Genomic DNA, 20,641 nt, shown 5'->3' with positions numbered 1-20,641 from the left:
AGGGACGCTCACTCCATGACCACCGCCACCGCGCCCCAGCTGCGCGACCGCCTCGGCCTGCCCGCCACCGCCGGCCGCGCCCGCCTGATCGGCGCCCACGTCATCGACAGCCTCGGCACCGGACTGATCCTCGCCTTCACCCTCGTCTACTTCGCCGGCACCACAGGCCTGTCCGTCGCCGCCGTCGGCGCCGCCGTCTCCACCGCCCGCCTGCTCGCCCTGCCCACCGCCGTCGCCGTCGGCCCGCTGCTCGACCGGTACGGCGCCCGCGCCGTCGCCACCGCCGGCAACGCCCTCTCCGCCCTCGCCTACGGCGGCTTCCTGCTCGCCCACCACGCCTGGCAGATCGTCCTGGTCTGCCTGCTCGCCCAGGCCGGCCACGCGGCCTACTGGACCTCCAGCACCGGCCTGGTCGTCCTCGCCGCCGACGAGGGGGAGCGCCCCCGCTGGTTCGCGCTCGTCCAGACCCTGCGCAACGCCGGCCTCGGCCTCGGCGGCGCGCTCGGCGCCGTCCTGGTCGCCGACGGCGGCGCCCTGCGGCTCCTGGTCGGGCTCAACGCGGCCAGCTACGCCCTCGCCGCGGTCCTCCTGGCCACCTGGCGGCCCGCCGGGGCGGCCCGGCCCCCGCAGGCCCGCACGGCCGCCCCCGGCGGATACGGCGCCGTCCTGCGCGACCGCCGCTACCTGCTGCTGATCGCCGTCAACCTGACCTTCGTCCTCGCCTCGATGGTCCTCAGCGTGCTGCTCGCCGCCTACCTCACCGCCGGCCTGCACCGCGACGCGTGGACGGCCGGCGCGCTGCTCGTCCTCAACGGCGTCCAGGTGGTGCTCACCCAGAACGCCGTCGCCCGCCGCCTCGAACGCTTCCGCCCCACCCGCGTCGTCGCCGCCGGCGCCCTCCTCAACGCCCTCGCCTTCGGCCTCTTCGCCCTCGTCGCCGCCGCCCCCGGCTGGGCCGTCCTCGCCGGACTCTTCGCCGCCATGGCCGTCTACAACCTCGCCGAGACCGTCGCCACCCCCTTCCGCGAGGACCTCAGCGTCTCCCTCGCCGACCCCGAGCGGCGCGGCCGCCACCTCGCCCTCTACCAACTCTCCTGGAACGTCGGCCAGGCCGTCGCCCCCGCACTGCTCACCGTCCTCCTCGCCCGCAACGCCGTCCTGCCCTGGCTCTTCCTGCTCGTCCTCAGCGTCGCCGCCGTGCCCGCGCTGCTACGGCTGGAACGCACCGCCTGACGGACTGTTGTTCGTCGGTGGCAGATGGCAGACTGCGGCCGACGGCCGGGGGGCTGCGCGAGTGCGGAGGTTGACGCGATGAGCACGACTCAGGCAGGCGGAGGCGCGACGGTGCGGCGCCTGCTGCTGGGATCACACCTGCGCAAGCTCCGCGAGGCCAGGGGCGTCAGCCGCGAAGAGGCCGGGTACTCGATCCGCGCTTCCGAGTCCAAGATCAGCCGCATGGAGCTCGGCCGGGTCGGCTTCAAGGAACGCGACGTCGCCGACCTGCTCACCCTCTACGGCGTCGACGCCGAACAGGAGCGCGCCAGCGTCCTCGGCCTCGTCCGCGACGCCAACGCCACCTCCTGGTGGCACGGCTACGGCGACGTCCTGCCCCCCTGGTTCCAGAACTACGTCGGCCTGGAGGAGGCCGCCGCCGAGATCCGCAGCTACGAAGTCCAGTTCGTCCACGGGCTCCTCCAGACCCCCGACTACGCCCGCGCCGTCATCGCCGCCGGCGGCCACGTCACCGAACCCGACGAGATCGAACGACGCGTCGAGGTCCGGCTCAAACGCCAGGCCGTCCTCACCGCCGACCGCGCCCCCCACCTGCTCGCCGTCCTCGACGAGGCCGCGCTGCGCCGCCCCTGGGGCGGACCGGACCTGATGCGCGCCCAGATCGACCGGCTGCTCGACCTCACCGAACTGCCCAACGTCGACCTCCAGGTGATGCCGCTCGGCTTCGGCGGACTGCGCGCCGAGGGCGGCGCGTTCACGGTGCTCGGCTTCGCCGAACCCGAACTGCCCGACGTCGTCTACCTGGAGCAGTTCACCACCGCGCTCTACCTCGACAAACCCGCCGAGGTCGCCGAGTACACCGGCGCCATGGAGGGCCTCCTCGCCGACAGCCTCGGCGCCGAACGGACCCGGGAACTTCTGCGCTCCGTACGTCAAGAGCTCTAGTCCGTCAGTACGATGAGCACCGATCAGATCTGATCAAAGGCGTTCCACGTCGGACCTTCCCCGGGTGCGATCGGGCGCGATCCCCCAGGCACGAGTCTCAGGCACGAGAGGGTTCGGATGTCGTACTTCTCCGAGTTGGCGGCGCAGTACATCGACGGCGAATGGCTGGCCGGCGACGGCTCCTGGGACATCGTCGACGTCGACCCCTACACCGGTGACAAACTCGCCACCGTCACCGTCGCCACCGTCGAACAGGTCGACCGGGCCTACCGCGCCGCCGCCCGCGCCCAGAAGGAATGGGCCGCCACCAACCCCTACGCCCGCCGCCTCGTCTTCGAGCGCGCGCTGCGCCTCGTCGAGGAGCGCGAGGACGAGATCACCCGCGCCATCATGGCCGAACTCGGCGGCACCGCACTCAAGGCCGGCTTCGAGCTCTCCCTCACCAAGGACATGCTGCGCGAGTGCATGCAGCTCTCCCTGCTCGCCGAGGGCCGCCTGCTGCCCTCACCCGTCGACGGCAAGGAGAACCGCCTCTACCGGCTGCCCGTCGGCGTCGTCGGCGTGATCAGCCCGTTCAACTTCCCGCTGTTCCTCTCCCTCAAGGCCGTCGGCCCGGCCCTCGCGCTCGGCAACGGCGTCGTGCTCAAGCCGCACCAGGAGACCCCGGTCGTCGGCGGCACCCTCCTCGCCAAGCTCTTCGCCGACGCCGGACTCCCGGCCGGCCTGCTCAACGTCGTCGTCACCGACATCGCCGAGATCGGCGACGCCTTCCTCGAGCACCCGGTGCCCAAGGTCATCTCCTTCACCGGCTCGGACAGGGTCGGCCGCCACGTCGCCACCGTCGCCGCCTCCCACTTCAAGCGCACCGTGCTCGAACTCGGCGGCAACAGCGCCCTCATCGTCCTCGACGACGCCGACCTCGACTACGCCGTCGACGCCGCCGTGTTCAGCCGCTTCGCCCACCAGGGCCAGGTCTGCATGGCCGCCAACCGGGTGCTCGTCGACCGCAGTGTCGTCGCCGAGTTCACCGGGAAGTTCGTCGCCAAGATCGCCTCGCTCACCGTGGGCGACCCCAAGGACCCGGCCACCCAGATCGGCCCGCTCATCAACCCCGTCCAGGCCGACTCCATCAACGCCCAGGTCGACCAGGCCGTCGAGGCCGGCGCCACCGTCCTGCTGCGCGGCGCGACCGTCGGCAGCCTCATGGACCCCGTCGTCCTCACCGACGTCCCCGCCGACTCGCCCATCCTCCGGCGCGAACTCTTCGGCCCCGTCGTCATCGTGGTGCCCGTCGACGGGGAGGACGAGGCCGTCCGCATCGCCAACGACACCCCCTTCGGCCTCAGCGGCGCCGTGCACACCGCCGACGTCGAGCGCGGCGTGCGGGTCGCCCACCGGATCGAGACCGGCATGATCCACGTCAACGACGGGACCATCGCCGACGAGCCGATCGTGCCCTTCGGCGGCGAGAAGAACTCCGGCGTCGGACGGCTCAACGGCGAGTACACGGTGGACGCGTTCACCACCGTGAAGTGGATCTCGATCCAGCACGGGCGCAGCCGCTTCCCGTTCTGATCCGCGGCCGTTGCGACTGCGCCGCTGTTCCGACTGCGCGGCCGTGCAGGCCTCCCGGCGGTAGCCGCCGGGAGCCTGCCCGTACTCCCGCTTGAACGCCTTCGCGAACGCGTGCTGCGCACCGGCACCTTCCCGCTGCGGAGCGCCGGCGCCGCTCGACCTCACCGCGCACGACGAAGGCCGCCGCTCCGGGTGTGGTCCCGGGGCGGCGGCCTTCGTGGGTGGCGGTTAGAAGAGGGGCTGGCCGGCGCGCACCAGGCGCCAGGAGTTGGTGAAGAAGTCGGCCGGGTCGATGACGCCCTTGGCCTTCACCCACGCGATCATCGTGTTGCGGATCTCGTCGGAGTTCGCCCAGATCGCCTTGGCGGTCGCGACGTGCGGGAAGTTGCCGCCGCCGTTGGCGCGGTAGTTGTTGACCGCGAGGACGAACTGGGCGGCCGGGTCGATCGGCTTGCCCTGGTAGGACAGGTTGACGATCCGGCTGCCCTTGGGCTGCGACACGTCGATGTCGTAGCTGAGGCCGTAGAGCGAGTCGTAGTTGTAGTCCGGGGTGTCCTCGGCGTTGGTCAGGGTGTCCTTGTTGACCGGGGCGCCCACGGCGAGCTGGTTGAAGTACTTGGCCGAGAACTCCAGGTAGTCCTTGAGCTGGGCGCCCGTCAGGATGCGGGCCTCCAGGGTGTTCTCGTAGATGTACAGGCCGGCCGCGTCGCGCAGCTTGACCTGGCCGGCCGGGATCATCGCGGTGCGGTTGAACGGGGCGGCCTGCGCGAGCACCGGCAGGTTGGCGTACTGCCCGCCCGCCAGCGCCGCCTTCACCGCGTCGGCCTGCACCCTGCCGATCAGGTCGACGATCGGGGTCGACTGGAACCGGGCGTCGGCGATCGACAGCGCGATCTTGCTGGTGCCGATGTTCTGGTTGACGTACGCCACGACCTTCTTGTGCTGGTCGGTGATGGCGTTCGAGATCTCCGGGTTCTCCGGCACGGTGTTGGAGTTCAGCACGCGCGAGGAGACCGACAGCACCTTCCAGGCGCCGCCGACGAGCTCGACCTCGAAGTCGAAGCAGCTCAGGCGCTGGCCCCAGCACAGCGGCTCGGACAGCACGACCGTCTTGCCGGTCTTCTTGTTGACGATGAGGCGCTGCGGCACCTCCTTGTGGGTGTGGCCGACGAGCACCGCGTCGATGTCCGGGACCTTCTCGGCCATCTCGCCGGAGGCGTCCTCGGGCCAGGGGAGCTGGTCGCCGTAGGTGGTGGCCTCGTCGATGCCGGAGTGGGCGGAGACGACGATGACGTCGGCGCCCGCGGCCTTCATCCGGGGCACGTACTTCGCGGCGGTCTCGACGATGCCCGGGAAGACCATCTTGCCGCTGACGTTGGCCTTGTCCCAGATCGCGATGCCGGGGTTGGTGAGGCCGAGGATGCCGACCTTGATCGGGGTGTCCTCGTCCAGCCACACCTCCTTGATCACGTACGGCTTGAAGGCGGGCTTCTCGTTCTTCGCGTGCAGGGCGTTGGCGCCGAGCAGCGGGAACTCCAGCTGGTCCTCGAAGGCCTTCACGGTGGGGATGCCGTAGTTGAACTCGTGGTTGCCGAGCGCGGCGGCGTCGTAGCCCATGAGGTTCATGGCGACGGCCATCGGGTGGTCCGGCACGTCGTCGCCGTCGGTGGCGATCGGCTCGACCCGGGCGTAGTAGTACGTGAGCTGGGTGCCCTGGATGATGTCGCCGGAGTCGATCAGCAGGCAGCGGTCCCAGCCCTTCTCCTCACGGACCTGGTTGGCCAGCGTGGAGATCCTGGCGAGGCCGACGGCGTTGTGGGCCTTGTCGACGTACTCGGCGTCGGTGAAGTAGTCCCAGTTGAGCACCCGGCCGTGGAGGTCGGTGGTGCCCATGACGGTGAAGGACTGCTTGCGGTCTCCGCCGCTGTGCTTGGCGCCCTTGGCCTGCGCGGTGTCCGGCTCGGCGGCCGCGGCGGCGGGAGCGGCGGCGAAGGCGGTGCCGCCGGCCAGGGCGGCACCGGCGGCGGTGGCGGCGGACCGGGTGACGAAGTCACGGCGGTTCAGGGACATCGAGGACTCTCCCGAGTGGGGGACGTGCTGGTGAATGGTCCGTCAACCGGGCCCGGTGTGGCCGGAACCCCCGTGCAACTCCGTACAACCCGTTTGACGCGCGTAGAAGGACGCGCGTAGAAGTGTGCCGTGCGGCCGGGCGGTTGGGTAGCCCTCCGACGTTTCCAACAGGTGAGATCTTGGCGACTCGCTCGTGACGCGGGTGTGCGGGACTGCTGGTGGTAGGGGTCGCTTTCCGGCCACCTGCCGCTGCCGCGGCTCAGCCCAGCTGCGCGGCCAGCAGGCCCACCTCGCGCGCGAGTTCGGCCTCCGGGGCCGGGTCGTCCGCGCCCGCCCACGGCTGCCACGTGCGCGCCCGCAGGTAGCCGGCCACGGCGAGCGGCAGGCCGTCCCGCACGATCCGCCGCCCGGCCGCCGGGCCCGGCCCGGCGGCGCGCAGCGCGTCCAGCAGGCCGTCCACCCGGGCGGCGGGCGGCAGCGGGACGGTCCGCAGGTAGGCGGCCAGGGCGTCCAGCTCGGGGTCCCCCGGCCGCGGGTCGGTCTTCGGGCCGGGAGTCAGCAGCGCGCCCGCCGCGTACAGGGCCGCCACCACCCCTGGCCACCACGCCCCGCCCAGGCCCGCGAAGTGCAGCCCCAGCCCGATCGCGCCGCCCGCGCAGCCGACCAGGTTCCGGCCCGACTCCAGGTACGTCAGCACCTGCCGGCCGGGCCCGTCACTGGTAGCCACGGATCTCCTCGAACACGCCGTCCAGCGAGCTCGTCCCGTCGAAGAGCTTGCCGCCGCTCTCGTCCGCGATCCCCTGCAACTGGCCCACCGCCGCCTCGCCGAACTTGATCGGGAAGACCGGGATCGACTTCGGCCCGGACGCCAGCGCGTCGTGGAACTTCTTGAAGTCCCCGTCCGTGGCGCCCTCGTTGCTCTCCCCGTCCGTCATCAGCACGATCGAGGTGAACCGGTCGTCGCCGGCCGCCTTCTGCTGCCGGTCGATCACCCGGTACGCCTCCTCCAGTGCGTCGTACAGCGCCGTGCCGCCATCGGCCGACAGCGACTGCACGTCCGCGTTGATCGACGCCAGCTCCGCCTCCGGACCCGGCTGACCGCCGGAGGCCGGCACCGCGTGCGTCTTCGCCCACTTCACCTTGGACGCGAAGGAGATCAGCGTCACCTCCTCGCGGTCCCGGAAGCGGCTCACCCCGCGGGTGTCGTCCGTGCCGGTCAGCCGGCCGAGCGCGGACTTCAGCGACGTGATCCGGGCGCCCTCCATCGAGCCGGAGGTGTCCAGCACGTACACCGTCCGGGACGGGCGGCGCAGCTCGTTCTGGTACGAGGACAGCAGCCCGTCCGCGACGGCCCGGGTGCCCGGGAACGGCAGCTCCCGGCGGCGGTCGGACGGCAGCGCCGGCGCCGCCGCGGCCCCCGGGGTCACCGGGCGGCGCAGCGTCACCTCGGAGATGCGCTTCTGCACGTCCGGCGTCAGCAGGTACTGCGTGAGCCGTTGGAACGAGTCGCGCTCGCTCTGCGCGGTGGACGACAGCAGCGACAGCGGGTAGTCCGCCGACACGACGCCGTCCACCGGGCGCACGACCGTCAGCTGCCGGTCCGCGGGCAGCGTCCTGTTCGTCGACAGCAGCACCGACTCGTAGTTGACCAGCGCCCCCACCTTGCCCGGCTCCGCCCGGGTGTACGCCTGCGCCAGCCAGCCGGACGACCCCGAGGTCAGCTTCTGGCCGGTGAAGAACCTCTTCAGCGACGGCGTCGCCTTCTGCACGTCCTCCTCGGTCAGCGCCGCCCCCGCCCCCGAGAACGCCGAGGCCACCGCGACCAGCGTCGAGAAGCCCGAGTTCGACCGGGACGGGTCGGACATCCCGTACGACAGCTTCCCGGCGGACGCCGCGTCCCCGATCTGCGCCCAGGTGACCTTCGACCCGTCCCCCCAGCCGAGGTCGTTCAGGACCGACGAGCGCACGCCGACCGCCACCGGGGACACCATGACCGGGGTCTCGGACAGGAGCTTCGACCGTCCGCCGGTGTCCAGCCGCAGGTACTGGTTCGACGGGAACCACACCGCGTCGTACTTGCCGTCCGCCTTGCCCGAGGACACCGCGTCCGCACCGTCGAGCGAGCCCGTCCACGCGAACTGGACCGTCACCCCGGTGGCCTTCTTCGCGTCCTCCAGGATCGGCGCCATGTCCTGCAGCTCGCTGCCCGCCAGGATCCGCAGCACGCCCGGGCGCGCGGTGGGCGCGGGCGCGTCCGTGGCGTTGGGCGACGGCCCGGGGGACGGCGACGGAGACGGGGTGCAGGCCGTCACCACGAGCAGCGCCGTGATGGACGCGACGGACGCGGCGAGGCGCTGGGTCGTACGGGTGGTACGGCTGTTCACTGCGCGTTCCCCTTCGCCGCGGCTACCAGTTTCTGCAGGACGTCCTGGGTCGGCACCTGCCACTGCTTCACCTTCGCCGAGGAGAGGTCCGGCGCGAACGTCGGCTTCCGGCCGCTCACCTCCTTGGCGAACACGTCCTTGTCGGCCTGCGGGCGGAAGCCGAACTTCGCTTCCAGCCGCCGCAGTTCGGGATCGTCCTGGAGCAGGCCGGCCAGCTTCGCGCCCTTGTCGTCGCGGGCGACCACCGTGTGGTCCGAGTAGATCGTCGAGTCCGGGTACATCACCACCATGTCTCCGGTCGGCGCGCCGCTCAGCACCGACTGCGCGGCCTGCGACTCGTACGCGAACACCAGCGGGTTGCCGACGCCGGCCAGGAAGTCCTTGAACGGCTCGTCGCTGCTGCTCTTCTGGCCGCCCTGCAGGGACGTCGCGGTGCGCAGCACGTCCTTCGAGGTGTCGATCCCCGCCTGGTCGGCCACCGGCTGGTGGTTGTTCACGAGGTACGACAGCAGGGCGACGTACATCGCGCCCGACGACGAGCTCTGCGGGTCCGTCGTGGTCACGAAGATCCGGCCGGACAGCTCGGGATGGTCGCCCGCGCCCTTCAGGTCCTGCCACTTCGTGCCGTTCCTCAGCGCCGCCAGGTAGGCGTCCATCCGGAACGTCACGATGCCCTGGCTCACGTCCGCGAGCTGGTTCGCCTGTAGCACCTCCGCGACGGCCTGGTGCGTCACGATCACCAGCGGTGAATAGAACGGCACCAGGGGCGAGTCCTGGAGGCCCCAGATCTTCTGGACCTCCTTCACCGGCGACGTGCTGGCCGGGAACGCGAAGTCGATGTTCGCCTGCTTCGCCTGGTCGACCATCGTCCACGAACCGGTCGAATCGGCGTGCACCTCCAGCCCCTGCTTCGCCAGTTCGTCCTTGACCTCCTGGTTCTCGAAGAAGGCGCGCTTCTCCGAACCGATCAGGCCGTTCACCTTGACGAGCGGCCCGGGCCCCGGATGCGGATCCGGATCCGGGATCAGCGCGTACGTCACCCCGCCGAGCAGCACCAGTGCCGCCAGCACCCCCAACGCGCGTCTCATGCCGGACGTTTCCCCCTTAGTTCGATCTCGTGCGTTCTCGTTTGCTCTCGTGCGTTCTCGTGCGTTCTGGTTCTTGGAGTGCGTTCTCGTTCGTCAAGCGCGTTACGTCAACCGGGTGGTCCCCGGGTGACGAGCGTCCCGCCGGACCGGGAGCGGGGGCCGAAGCGGCGGTGAACCGGGGGTGAACTCCCCTTCACGGAATCGCATCGGCCGAGGGCGGCGCAGGCGGGCCGCGGGCGCCGCGACCGGGCCCGTCGCACACCGGTCCGAGGATGTGTCAGATTGTTCAACTCGCCTTCCGGCAAAGGTCATCCCGAGGTCCGGACCCACGTCGAGGTTACGCGCCGGTAATGCCTACGCTCAGCACTATGCGCCGAGCAAAAATCGTCTGCACCCTCGGGCCCGCCACCGACTCGTACGACCAGATCAAGGCCCTGGTCGACGCCGGGATGGACATCGCCCGCTTCAACCTCAGCCACGGCTCCCCCATCGAACACGAGGAGCGCTACCGCCGCGTCCGCAAGGCCGCCGACGAGACCGGCCGCAGCGTCGGCGTCCTCGTCGACCTTCAAGGCCCGAAGATCCGCCTCGACACCTTCGCCCACGGGCCCGTACTCCTCGAACGCGGCGACGAGTTCACGATCTCCACCGACAACGGCGTCGTGGGGGACCAGACCATCTGCGGCACCACCTACGAGGGCCTCGCCGGCGACGTCTCGCGCGGCGAACGCATCCTCGTCGACGACGGCCGCGTCACCCTGGAGGTCACCGAGGTCGACGGGCCGCACGTGCGGTGCGTCGTCATCGAGGGCGGCCTCGTCTCCGACCACAAGGGCCTCAACCTCCCCGGCGTCGCCGTCTCCGTCCCCGCGCTCAGCGACAAGGACGTCGCCGACCTGCGGTGGGGTCTGCGGACCGGCGCCGACCTCATCGCGCTCTCCTTCGTCCGCAGCGGGCGCGACATCCTCGACGTCCACCGGATCATGGCCGAGGAGGGGCGGTTCGTCCCCGTCATCGCCAAGATCGAGAAGCCGCAGGCGGTCGAGAACCTGGAAGCCATCGTCGACGCCTTCGACGGCGTCATGGTGGCCCGCGGCGACCTGGGCGTGGAGATGCCCCTCGAACAGGTCCCGCTCGTCCAGAAGCGCGCCGTCAAGCTCGCCAAGCGCAACGCCAAGCCGGTCATCGTCGCCACCCAGATGCTCGACTCGATGATCAACGCCTCCCGGCCCACCCGCGCCGAGGCCTCCGACGTCGCCAACGCGGTACTGGACGGGACGGACGCGGTGATGCTCTCCGGCGAGACCTCGGTGGGCAAGTACCCCGTCGAGACCGTCAAGACCATGGGCCGCATCATCGAGGCCGCCGAGAACGACATCCTCGCCGCCGGCCTGCCCCCGCTCACCACGGGCAACAAGCCCCGCACCCAGGGCGGCGCCGTCGCCCGCGCGGCCGCCGAGATCGGCGACTTCCTGCACGCCAAGTACCTCATCGCCTTCACCCAGTCCGGCGACACGGCCCGGCGCCTCACCCGCTACCGCTCGCCCATCCCCGTCCTCGCCTTCACCTACGAACCGGCGGTGAGGAGCCAACTCGCCCTCACCTGGGGCGTCGAGACCTTCCTCGGCCCCTTCGCCCCGACCACCGACCGGATGGTCGAACAGGTCGACGCCGCCCTGCTCTCGCTGGGCCGCTGCCAGAAGGGCGACATCGTCGTCATCACCGCCGGCTCCCCACCCGGCCTCGCCGGCTCCACCAACCTCGTCCGCGTCCACCACGTGGGGACGCTGGACGCCTGACCGGACTTCGCACGACCGTCCACGGGCGGCGTCCCCATCCGGAGGGACGCCGCCCGTGAGCCGTCGGAATCGCCTCGGCCGGGCCTGGCGTCTTCATGACATCCGTGTTACGGCTTGGGGAGAGGTGGAGCCCGAACCGGAAGTCCGGGACCGGACCTTCGGACTGAACCAGGAAGGCCGGGAAACGGCCGCCTTCTCCATCGATCTGCCGGCCGCCCGCGGCCCACTGCCCGGAGAGCCGTACACCAGGCAACCGGACATGCGCATCACCTACTGGATCGCGTCCGGCCGGAGGATCGTCCTGCTGACCGCTTTCCGCAAGACACGCATGCGCGAGGCCGCGGAGGTCGACCGGGCCAGGCGAACGCCACGTCGCTGCATGACCGAGCAGCACACCGTCGAGGAAGACGATGAGTGAACGTGCGTCCTGGCGCGCCGTGATGCTGGAACGGCTGGCCTCGGCCCTGGACATGCGACTCACGGTCGAGACGCAGCCCCTCGACAAAGCGAGCTGACCCGGGCTGCTGGCGTCAGTACTTGGGGCCGATGTACGTGTCCATGAGCGCGACGGACTCCTTGCGGGCGACGGAGATGTTGACCTGGCCCGTGGGGCGGGGGATCGACGCCTTCCACTCGACGCCGACGGCGTCGAGGGTGGCGGTGAAGAGGCCGACGATGTCGGTCGAGGTGTTGGTGAAGAAGTAGCGCGGGTACTCGTATCGCTTCTGGACGCCGCCCACGGTTCGGGTGGTCCAGTTGGTGATGCGGCAGCCGTCGGAGTGGATGAGGCCGCGCAGGAACTCCCAGGGGTGTGCGTCGACGATCTCCTGCTGCCAGGGCAGCAGGGCTATGGTGCGCTCGTGCTTCTTGCCCGGGCCGTGTTGGGGGAAGTGGCAGGTCAAGTGATTCGAGTAGATCTTGACGTCATGGCAACCGGTACGCCGCACACGGCAGGGCTTGTTGTGGGGGAGGACCTGACGCATGGCTTGCTCGACCGAGTCGAGGATGCCCGGCCACTTGTCGTCGCAGGTGATCTGGAGGCTCTGGGTTCTGCGGTACTCGTTGGGCAGCAGGATGTGGCCATCACCGAGGTAGAGACCCAGCAGGTAGCTGTAGGCAGGGCGGTTGAGCTCGCTGCCGTAGCAGTGGGGACAGGTGGAGTGCTTACGGCCAGGGAATTTGTGCTGCTTGGCCAGATCCCGGTGCTTCCACCAGGACACCGTGCCCTTCGGGACGCCGAGACGGCGGGCCACCTCGGCATTGCTGATGCCGCGGAGAAGGAGGTGGACCGCCTGTTCGCGCACAGAGAAAGTCGTCATGTGCGTCAGCGTGAGGCGGGTCAAACCGGAGGGTGGGCGCCTTTGACGCGATCCACCAGATGAGGTGAATTTCCTGCAACCTGGGAATATGGGGAGAACTAGAGTGCCGAGTGTGGGATTCGAACCCACACGCCCTTTCGGACAATCGCTTTTGAGGCGATCGTGTCTGCCCTTCCACCAACCCGGCAAGTTCGCGCCTGTGAAGGATACCCTGTGAGCGCTGCTGGGCGCAGCTAGGTACCCTCGTGCATGCAGTACCCCGCCGGAACGAGGAGCCACGTGAGCGCCGCCGACGAGCAGGCACAGCCGCTTGAGACCGATATGCCCCAGATCACTCGGATTGTGATCGCCGAGGACGAGGCGTTGATCCGTCTTGATCTCAAGGAGATGCTCGAAGAGGAGGGTTACACCGTCGTCGGCGAGGCCGGGGACGGGGCCACGGCGGTGCGGCTCGTGGAGGAGCTGAAGCCGGATCTGGCGATCTTCGACGTGAAGATGCCGATCCTGGACGGGCTCTCCGCGGCCGAGCAGATCCACGAGAAGCACCTGGCTCCGGTGCTCATGCTGACCGCGTTCTCGCAGCGGGAGCTGGTGGACCGGGCGCGGGACGCCGGGGCGATGGCGTACATCGTCAAGCCGTTCTCCAAGTCGGACCTGGTGCCGGCGATCGAGATGGCGGTGTCGCGGTACACCGAGATGCGGGAGCTGGAGAAGGAGATCGGGGATCTCACCCAGCGCCTGGAGACCCGGAAGCTGGTGGACCGGGCGAAGAGCGTCCTGCAGACGAAGTTCGGGCTGAACGAGCCGGCCGCCTTCCGGTGGATCCAGAAGACGTCGATGGACCGTCGCATGACGATGGCCGCCGTCGCCGAGGCGGTCATCGAAGAGGGCGAGGCCCAGGACCGCAAGAAGGCGGAGGACGACAAGGCCGCCGAGTAGGACCACGCGAGAGGGGCCCGGCAGATCGTTTCTGCCGGGCCCCTCTCGCGTGTGCGCGGGGACGTCAGTCCTCGCCGAGGTACGCCTTCCGCACGGACTCGTCGTGCAGGAGGTCGGCCCCGGTGCCGCTGAGGACGATGCGGCCGGTCTCCATGACGTAGCCGCGGTCGGACAGCGACAGCGCCGCCTGGGCGTTCTGTTCGACGAGGAGGATCGTCGTGCCGCCGGCCTTGAGTTCGACGATCGTCGCCATGATCTTCTGCATCATCAGCGGCGACAGGCCCATCGACGGCTCGTCGAGCATCAGCAGCTTCGGGCGGGACATCAGGGCCCGGCCCATCGCGAGCATCTGCTGTTCGCCGCCGGAGAGGGTGCCGGCCGCCTGCTTGCGGCGTTCGCCGAGGATGGGGAACAGGGTGTAGGCGCGTTCGACGTCGGCCTGGATGCCGGGGGTGTCGCTGCGCAGGAAGGCGCCGAGGAGGAGGTTCTCCTCGATGGTCATGCGCGGGAAGATGTGCCGTCCCTCGGGGGAGTGGGCGAGGCCGAGGGAGACGATCTTGTGGGCGGGGACGGTCGCGAGGTCCTGCCCCTCGAAGGTGATCCGGCCGGCGGTGGGTCTGAGCAGGCCGGAGAGGGTGCGCAGGGTGGTGGTCTTGCCGGCGCCGTTGGTGCCGATGAGGGTGGTGACCTCACCCTGGTTGACGGTGAAGCCGATGCCCTTGACGGCTTCGATCTTGCCGTAGGAGACGCGGAGGTCCTCGACCTCGAGGAGTGCGGTCACTGGGTGTCCTCCGGTGCTGCGGTGGCGCCGTCCTCGAGGGGGGCGCCGAGGTAGGCGGTGATGACGCGTTCGTCGTTCTGGACGGTCTCTCGGTCGCCCTCGACGATCTTCTGGCCCTGGACGAGCACGGCGGTGCGGTCGCAGAGGTTGAAGATGAACCGCATGTCGTGCTCGATGACGAGGATGGAGATGCCCTTGTCGCGGATGGCGAAGACGAGTTCCTCGGCGGCGCGGGTCTCCTGGGGGTTCATGCCGGCGGTGGGTTCGTCGAGCAGGAGGAGCCCGGGGTCGGAGGCGAGGGCGCGGGCGATCTCCAGCTTGCGCTGCTCGCCGTAGGGGAGGTTGCGCGCGAGGTGGTCGGCCTTCTCGGCGAGGCCGGTGAACGCGAGGAGTTCCATGGCCCGTTCGCGGCTCTCGGCTTCGGCACGGTGGTAGCCGGGGCCGCGGAGGATGGCGGAGAAGATGCCTTCCCTGGTGCGGGTGTGGCGTCCGACGAGGACGTTCTCCAGGACGGTCATGTTGGCGAAGAGCCGGATGTTCTGGAAGGTGCGGGCGATGCCGGCCTGGGTGACGAGGTGGGGCTTGGGCGGCAGGACGGTGCCCCGGTAGCGGACCTCGCCCTCGGTGGGGACGTAGAGGCCGGTGAGGCAGTTGAAGAAGGTGGTCTTGCCGGCGCCGTTGGGGCCGATGAGGCCGATGATCTCGCCCTCGCCGACGGTGAGGGAGACGTTGTTCACGGCGGTGAGGCCGCCGAAGCGCATGGTGACGCCGGTGACGTCGAGGATGGGCTCGGTGGACCTGGGCGTGGCGGCGGGGGGCGTTTCGGTGGTGGTCATCGGGTCGGTCACGCCCCTGCCTTGGTGAGTGCGGTCGGCTCGCCGGTGGGCTGGGCCGGGATGGCGGCCTCGTGGAACTCCAACTGCTGCCGCCGGTTGGGGATGAGGCCTTCGGGGCGGACGCGCATGAGGACGATGAGGGCGGCGCCGAAGGCGAGGAGCTGGTAGTCGGAGAGGAATTCGAGCTTCTTCGGGATGAGGAAGAGGAGGGTGGCGCCGGCGAGGGGTCCGCTGATGGTGCCCATGCCGCCGAGGATGACGGCGGCGAGGAGGAAGGCGGAGTTGGGCGGGAGGGCCTCGGCGAAGGTGTACTGGTCGGGGGTGACGGTGTAGCTGACGTGGGCCTGGACGGTGCCGGCGAGGCCGGCGAGGCAGGCGCCGAGGGCGAAGGCGAGGAGCTTGAGGCGGAAGCCGTTGATGCCCATGGCTTCGGCGGCGGTCTCGTCCTCGCGGATGGCGACCCAGGCGCGTCCGATGCGGGAGTTGCCGACGCGGGCGAAGACGAGCACGACGAGGGCGGTGACGAGGAGCATCAGCAGGTAGTAGTTGGAGAACCGGCCGAGCTCGATGCCGCCGACGGTGTGGGACTCGCCGAGGTTGAAGCCGAGGATCTCCAGGTCGGGGATCCGCGGGATGCCGTTGGCGCCGTTGGTGACCTTGGGGCCCGTGGTGCCGTTGAGGTTCTGCATCGTGATGCGGAAGATCTCGCCGAAGCCCAGGGTGACGATGGCGAGGTAGTCGCCGCGCAGCCGCAGGGTGGGGGCGCCGATGAGGACGCCGAAGATCATGGAGACGGCGGCGCCGGTGAGCATCGCGGCCCAGAACGGGAACTGGACGTGGATGGGCGAGGCGGGCGAGCCGGAGACGAGCGCGGCCGCGTAGGCGCCGACGCCGAGGAAGGCGACGTAGCCGAGGTCGAGCAGGCCGGCGAGGCCGACGACGATGTTGAGGCCGAGCGCGACGGTCGCGAAGATCAGGATGTTGGTGGCGACGGAGGTGTACTGGTCGCTGCTCTGGGTGAACGGGAAGCTGGCGGCGGCGGCGAAGGCGGCGCCGGTGGTGACGGGCCGGTGCTTGACGGTCAGCGCGCGCAGCCGGGCGACGAGGCCGGAGCGGGTGAGGGCGGCGGCGACGAAGACGGTGAGGAGCAGGTAGCCGGTGAACAGCTCGCCGTAGTCGGTGTCGACGCCGAAGGTGATGACGAACAGGCCGACGCCGAAGGCCGCGACGATGATCAGGACCTCGACCCAGGAGGGGAGTCGGCGCGGCGCGGGCAGCGGCCGGTCGATCTTCCCGAGGCGCAGCCAGGTGTTGGCGAGGTGGCCGAGCTGGACGAGGAGGACGGCGCCGGTGGCGATGGCGATGCCGCCGGCGAGGGCGTTCATGACGGGGGCGACGGGCTTGTCGCCGGGGATGGCGTGGGCGCCGATCCAGGCGAGGGGGGCGACGGGGACGAGGACGAAGAGCCGTCGGTCGAGGATCTTCAGCGGGACGGCGGTGCGGCGGTCGAGGGGGAGGCCGAGGGCGCCGACGAGGCCGAGGATGCCGCCGGCGGCGAGGACCCAGCCGCCGGGTTCGAGGTTGGCGAGGCCGCCGAGGTCGACGGAGATGGCGGTGACGGCGAAGACGGCGACGGCGAGGGCGCCGGTGGCCGCGTACAGGACGGCGTTGTGGTTGCGGCCGGGGGCGGCCCAGCGCAGGCCGGGGGTGCCGTGGGCGGCGAGGAGGAGGACGAGGGTGAGGAGTCCGGCGACGAGGGCGAGCCATTGGAGTCCGGCGGGGGAGCCGTAGAAGGTGAGGTCGCCGGGGAAGTCGGAGGTCCACGTCCAGGACATGGCGGCGGAGGCGGCGGTGGCGAGGGCGCCGAGGCCGGTGACGGCTGCGGCGGCGCGGGCCGGGAGGGGGATGACCGGGCTGGTTTCGGTTCTGGTGGTCATGGTGGTCACGCCCTGTCCGCGACGCGCTCGCCGAGCAGGCCCTGTGGCCGGACGAGGAGCACGAGGATGAGGAGTACGAAGGCCCAGACGTCCTTCCAGGCGCCGCCTCCGAAGAGGCTCATTCCGGGCAGGTGCTGGATGTAGCCGGTGGCGAGGCTCTCGGCGAGGCCGAGGGCGACGCCGCCGAGCATGGCGCCGTAGATGTTGCCGATGCCGCCGAGGACGGCGGCGGTGAAGGCCTTGAGGCCGAGGATGAAGCCCATGCGGAAGTCGACCTGGCCGCTGCGCAGTCCGTAGGCGATGGCGGCGACGGCGGCGAACGCGGCGCCGATGGCGAAGGCCATGACGATGATGCGGTCGGTGTCGATGCCCATGAGCTTTGCGGTGTCGGGGTCCTGGCTGGTGGCCTGCATGGCGCGGCCGGAGCGGGTGCGGGTGACGAACCAGCCGAGGGCGAGCATGCAGAGCGGGGCCGCGGCGATGAGGAAGAGGTCGCTGGGCTGGATGGTGACGGAGCCGAGGCTCAGCGGGTCGCCGGGGATCTTCGGGAAGACGCGGGCCTTCTTGGCGTCGGGGTAGAAGGAGAAGACGAGCTGCTGGAGCAGGATGGACAGCCCGATGGCGGTGATGAGGGGCGCGAGGCGGGGTGCGTTGCGCAGGGGCCGGTAGGCGAAGCGTTCGGCGGCGACGGCGGTGAGGGTGGAGACCAGGATGCCGGCGATCAGCATCAGCGGTAGGGCCAGCCACATGGTGGTGCCGCCGGGGAGGGCGAGGTAGGCGGTCAGGGCGCCGAAGCCGCCGACCATGACGATCTCGCCGTGGGCGAAGTTGATGAGCTGGACGATGCCGTAGACCATCGTGTAGCCGATCGCGACGAGCCCGTAGAGGGCTCCGAGGATCAGGCCGTTGGCCAGCTGCTGCGGTAGGTCGTGCACCGCTGGGCCTCCGTTGTGCGTTCGGGTGTCCGCGTGGGGTGGGTGGATGTGGGCGCGCGCGGGGGCACTCGTGGCGCCCCCGCGCGGGTGGTGCTGGAGAGGAAGGTGCCGTTCGGCCGTTTACGGCTGCTCACGGCCGTTGGTGATCAGCCGTGGGCGGCTCAGCCGTTGAAGGTGCCGGTCTTCTCCACGTCCCACTTGCCGTCCTTGACGACGTAGACGGTGAGCTGCTTGTTGGTGGTGTCGCCGAACTCGTCGAAGGAGACCTTGCCGGTGACGCCGTCGAAGGAGATCTTCTGGACGGCGTCGACGACGGCGGCGCGGGCGTTCGAGGGGAGCTTGCCGCTGTTGGCGTTCACGACGTTCTTGACGGCCTCGATGATGGCCCAGGCGCTGTCGTAGGAGTAGCCGCCGTAGGTCTCGTACGGGTCCTTGTAGCCGGCCGCCTGGTAGTCCTTGATGAAGTTGGCGGCGGTGGGGAGCTTCGTGACGTCGCCGCCGACGGCGGTGGCGAAGTCGCCGGCGCTCTTGGGGTTGAGCTTGATGTAGTCGGCGCTCTGCATGCCGTCGCCGCCCATGAGCGGGATGTTGAGGCCGGCCTCCTTGAGCTGGAGGGAGAGCGGGCCGGCGGCCGGGTACTCGCCGCCGTAGTAGACGGCTTCGGCGCCGGAGCTCTTGACCTTGGTGACGATGGCGGAGAAGTCGCGGTCGTCGGGGTTGACGTGCTCCTCGCCGGCGACGGTGCCGCCGAGCTTGGTGAACTCGCCCTTGAAGGTGGCGGCGAGGCCGGCGCCGTAGGTCTTCTGGTCGTCGATGATGAAGACCTTGGTCTTCTTCGAGTCGGTGTAGAGGAACTGGGCGGCGAAGGGGCCCTGGACGGCGTCGGTGGTGGCGGTGCGGAAGTAGCTCTTGAAGGGGCGCTTCTTCTCGCCGGTGGCCCACTTCTCGCCCTGGGTGAGGGCGACGCCGGTGTTGGCGGGGGAGATCTCGACGAGGTTGGCGTCGTTGAAGATCTGCTGCATCGACTGCGCGACGCTGGAGTTGAGGGGGCCGACGACGCCGAGGACGGTGTTGTCGGCGACCAGCTGGGTGGCGTTCTGCTGGCCGGGGGCGGGCTTGGCGGTGTCGTCGAGGGCCTTGATCTGGAACTTGACCCCGGGGACCTCGTTCGTCTCGTTGGCCTTCTTGACCGCGAGGTCGACCGAGTTCTTGATGCCGATGCCGATGGCGGAGAGGTCGCCGGTGAGCGGGGCGTCGACGCCGATGGTGACGGTGGTGCCGGAGCCGCTGCCGCCGCCGTCGGCGGACTTCTTGTCGCCGCGGGAACCGCACGCGCTGAGGCTGAGGGCGGCGATCACGGAAATGCTCACGACAACTGCGGAACGATGACGCACAGGGGTCCCCTTCGGTTCAGGAAGGCGCCGCGCCTGGGGTGGCGGGAGCCGGGATGCGCGGTGGGTCCTGGGGCGTGTCCGTCGGATCAGGCCGGGTGCCGCGGCGCCCGGGCCCTCCGATCTGCTCCGAAAGACACGCCCCAGCCCAATCCGGGTGGCGCGGTGACTGGCCGTGACTCTAGGCGTCGTGAGGCGGCTCGGGCAGGGGTGCAGCGAGGCTGTGATTCTCTTGTTATGAGCACACGTATCATTTGTCTCAGCATGTGGTCGTTCTGATTCGACCGACCCGGCGGCGGCGGGCGTTTACGCGCTGGTAGGGCGATGTAAGGCCCAGAAATGAGGGTTGCTGCTGGCCGCACCGATAATCGAACGATGCCGTCCGGTGTGCATGTTCCGGGCATTCTCGTCCGGATTACGGACAAACGAAGGCGCGTGAAGGTGCTCCGGCTGCCTTTCGGATCTCGGGGTCGCCGAATGCTTTGATTTCCTAGCTGTTACGTAGCGTTACGGGTGGCGGGGCGTACTGCCGTGTGTCCGGATATGCCACCGCCCCCTTGTCTGGACCAACGCCTGCCCACGGTGGCGGAAGGTCAAACAAGGGGGCGGGTAAGGGACTTGACGACGCATATCCCCTGGCAGGGCGCCGTCAAAGACGCCCCCGGGGACCACGGGAGGACCGTCAGAGGTCGCGCAGCATGCAGGTCAGCCGGCAGCTGGTGACCCGGCGGCCGGTGTCGTCGGTGATCGCGATCTCGTACGTGGCGGCGGTGCGCCCCTTGAAGACGGCCGTCGCGACCCCGGTGACCAGCCCGGACGTCGCCGAGCGGTGGTGGGTGGCGTTGAGGTCCACGCCGACCGCGTACCGGCCCGGGCCCGCGTGCAGCATCGCGCCGATCGAGCCCAGCGTCTCCGCCAGCGCCGCGGACGCGCCGCCGTGCAGCAGCCCGTACGGCTGCTGGTTCCCCTCGACGGGCATCGTGCCGACCACGCGGTCGCCCGAGGCCTCGACGATCCGGATGCCGAGCTTCTCGCCGAGGTGGCCGCCGGAGAACGTCTCAGGGCTGACGCCGAGCTTGGCGAAGTGGTCCAGCACCTCCTGCGGGACCTTCAGGACGGGGGTGGCGTCGGGGGCCGCGTCGGTCATGGGGGGAACTCCTGCCGCTCGGGAATCACGTCGTCGTGCTGGTGGGCTGGTGGGCTGGTGGGCTGGTCGTGCTGGTGGGGTCGGTGGGGCTGGTAGGGCCGGTCGTGCCGGTGGGCTCGTGGTGCTCGGTCGTGCCGACTGTGATCGTACGACCGTCCTACTCGACGGTAGGCACCCCGCCCGCCGCCCCGCCCGCGCGTCGCGCTCCCGTTCGGTGCGCCCCGTTTTGTCGGTGCCGGGCCATAGGATCGGGGGCCGGAAG

Annotated in this window: 17 protein-coding genes and 1 tRNA gene; 6 read left to right on the top strand and 12 right to left on the bottom strand. The window is 70.2% G+C overall.

What is annotated here, in order from left to right:
• Positions 1–15: 15 nt before the first annotated feature.
• From PUR71_RS19365 to PUR71_RS19355, 3 genes are all read left to right on the top strand, one after another.
• On the top strand, positions 16–1,233 hold the full coding sequence (locus tag PUR71_RS19365; RefSeq protein ID WP_329928289.1) for an MFS transporter: 1,218 nt from the start codon (positions 16–18) through the stop codon (positions 1,231–1,233).
• A gap of 78 nt (positions 1,234–1,311) precedes the next feature.
• Positions 1,312–2,178, top strand: coding sequence for a helix-turn-helix domain-containing protein (locus tag PUR71_RS19360; RefSeq protein ID WP_329928288.1), 867 nt, complete (start codon positions 1,312–1,314; stop codon positions 2,176–2,178).
• A 117-nt stretch (positions 2,179–2,295) separates the two neighbouring features.
• Complete coding sequence (locus tag PUR71_RS19355; RefSeq protein WP_329928287.1) at positions 2,296–3,753, top strand: aldehyde dehydrogenase family protein; 1,458 nt, start codon at positions 2,296–2,298, stop codon at positions 3,751–3,753.
• Between the two features lie 228 nt (positions 3,754–3,981).
• Here PUR71_RS19355 and PUR71_RS19350 read toward each other — a convergent pair whose 3' ends face one another.
• From PUR71_RS19350 to PUR71_RS19335, 4 genes are all read right to left on the bottom strand, one after another.
• Positions 3,982–5,823, bottom strand: coding sequence for a bifunctional metallophosphatase/5'-nucleotidase (locus PUR71_RS19350; protein ID WP_329928286.1), 1,842 nt, complete (start codon positions 5,821–5,823; stop codon positions 3,982–3,984).
• Positions 5,824–6,082: 259 nt separating this feature from the next.
• Entirely contained in the window at positions 6,083–6,550 is a 468-nt protein-coding gene (locus PUR71_RS19345; RefSeq protein WP_329928285.1) for a hypothetical protein, read from the bottom strand.
• Positions 6,537–8,207 (bottom strand): vWA domain-containing protein, encoded by a 1,671-nt coding sequence (locus tag PUR71_RS19340; RefSeq protein WP_329928284.1) that lies wholly within the window; start codon positions 8,205–8,207, stop codon positions 6,537–6,539. The genes PUR71_RS19345 and PUR71_RS19340 overlap by 14 nt, the downstream gene beginning before the upstream one ends.
• Entirely contained in the window at positions 8,204–9,295 is a 1,092-nt protein-coding gene (locus PUR71_RS19335) for a hypothetical protein (protein ID WP_329928283.1), read from the bottom strand. The genes PUR71_RS19340 and PUR71_RS19335 overlap by 4 nt, the downstream gene beginning before the upstream one ends.
• A 368-nt stretch (positions 9,296–9,663) precedes the next feature.
• Here PUR71_RS19335 and pyk point away from each other — a divergent pair, with 368 nt between their 5' ends.
• Both pyk and PUR71_RS19325 read left to right on the top strand, forming a co-directional pair.
• Positions 9,664–11,094, top strand: a complete 1,431-nt coding sequence (gene pyk / locus PUR71_RS19330) for a pyruvate kinase (RefSeq protein ID WP_329928282.1) — start codon at positions 9,664–9,666, stop codon at positions 11,092–11,094.
• Between the two features lie 124 nt (positions 11,095–11,218).
• The gene (locus PUR71_RS19325) at positions 11,219–11,512 is read left to right on the top strand and encodes a type II toxin-antitoxin system RelE/ParE family toxin (protein ID WP_329928281.1); all 294 of its coding nucleotides are present in this window, start codon (positions 11,219–11,221) and stop codon (positions 11,510–11,512) included.
• A gap of 112 nt (positions 11,513–11,624) precedes the next feature.
• On the opposite strand, the gene PUR71_RS19320 is transcribed toward PUR71_RS19325, so the two are convergent.
• Both PUR71_RS19320 and PUR71_RS19315 read right to left on the bottom strand, forming a co-directional pair.
• Positions 11,625–12,413 (bottom strand): helix-turn-helix domain-containing protein, encoded by a 789-nt coding sequence (locus PUR71_RS19320; protein WP_329928280.1) that lies wholly within the window; start codon positions 12,411–12,413, stop codon positions 11,625–11,627.
• A gap of 104 nt (positions 12,414–12,517) precedes the next feature.
• A tRNA-Leu gene (locus tag PUR71_RS19315) sits at positions 12,518–12,600 on the bottom strand.
• A gap of 134 nt (positions 12,601–12,734) precedes the next feature.
• Between PUR71_RS19315 and PUR71_RS19310 the strand changes: the two genes are divergently transcribed.
• Positions 12,735–13,352, top strand: coding sequence for an ANTAR domain-containing response regulator (locus PUR71_RS19310; RefSeq protein WP_329928279.1), 618 nt, complete (start codon positions 12,735–12,737; stop codon positions 13,350–13,352).
• Positions 13,353–13,416: 64 nt separating this feature from the next.
• Here the strand turns inward: PUR71_RS19310 and PUR71_RS19305 are convergent, their stop codons facing one another.
• The 6 genes from PUR71_RS19305 to PUR71_RS19280 all read right to left on the bottom strand — a co-directional run bounded on the left by PUR71_RS19305 (position 13,417) and on the right by PUR71_RS19280 (position 20,379).
• The gene (locus PUR71_RS19305) at positions 13,417–14,133 is read right to left on the bottom strand and encodes an ABC transporter ATP-binding protein (RefSeq protein ID WP_329928278.1); all 717 of its coding nucleotides are present in this window, start codon (positions 14,131–14,133) and stop codon (positions 13,417–13,419) included.
• Positions 14,130–14,969 carry an ABC transporter ATP-binding protein gene (locus tag PUR71_RS19300; protein WP_329928277.1) on the bottom strand — a complete coding sequence of 280 codons (840 nt, stop codon included), beginning with the start codon at positions 14,967–14,969 and terminating at the stop codon, positions 14,130–14,132. The genes PUR71_RS19305 and PUR71_RS19300 overlap by 4 nt, the downstream gene beginning before the upstream one ends.
• Positions 14,970–14,977: 8 nt before the next feature.
• Positions 14,978–16,906, bottom strand: a complete 1,929-nt coding sequence (locus tag PUR71_RS19295) for a branched-chain amino acid ABC transporter permease (protein ID WP_329928276.1) — start codon at positions 16,904–16,906, stop codon at positions 14,978–14,980.
• A 5-nt stretch (positions 16,907–16,911) separates the two neighbouring features.
• The gene (locus tag PUR71_RS19290) at positions 16,912–17,841 is read right to left on the bottom strand and encodes a branched-chain amino acid ABC transporter permease (RefSeq protein WP_329928275.1); all 930 of its coding nucleotides are present in this window, start codon (positions 17,839–17,841) and stop codon (positions 16,912–16,914) included.
• Between the two features lie 161 nt (positions 17,842–18,002).
• The gene (locus PUR71_RS19285) at positions 18,003–19,235 is read right to left on the bottom strand and encodes a branched-chain amino acid ABC transporter substrate-binding protein (RefSeq protein WP_329928274.1); all 1,233 of its coding nucleotides are present in this window, start codon (positions 19,233–19,235) and stop codon (positions 18,003–18,005) included.
• A gap of 679 nt (positions 19,236–19,914) precedes the next feature.
• Positions 19,915–20,379: a PaaI family thioesterase gene (locus PUR71_RS19280; RefSeq protein ID WP_329928273.1), complete on the bottom strand. Its 465-nt coding sequence runs from the start codon at positions 20,377–20,379 to the stop codon at positions 19,915–19,917.
• Positions 20,380–20,641: the final 262 nt, after the last annotated feature.

The organism is Streptomyces sp. SP17BM10, assembly GCF_036322405.1.
Lineage (GTDB): Bacteria > Actinomycetota > Actinomycetes > Streptomycetales > Streptomycetaceae > Kitasatospora.
The sequence above is the reverse complement of the archived record's forward strand: the minus strand, read 5'-3'. Positions and strand labels throughout refer to the sequence as shown.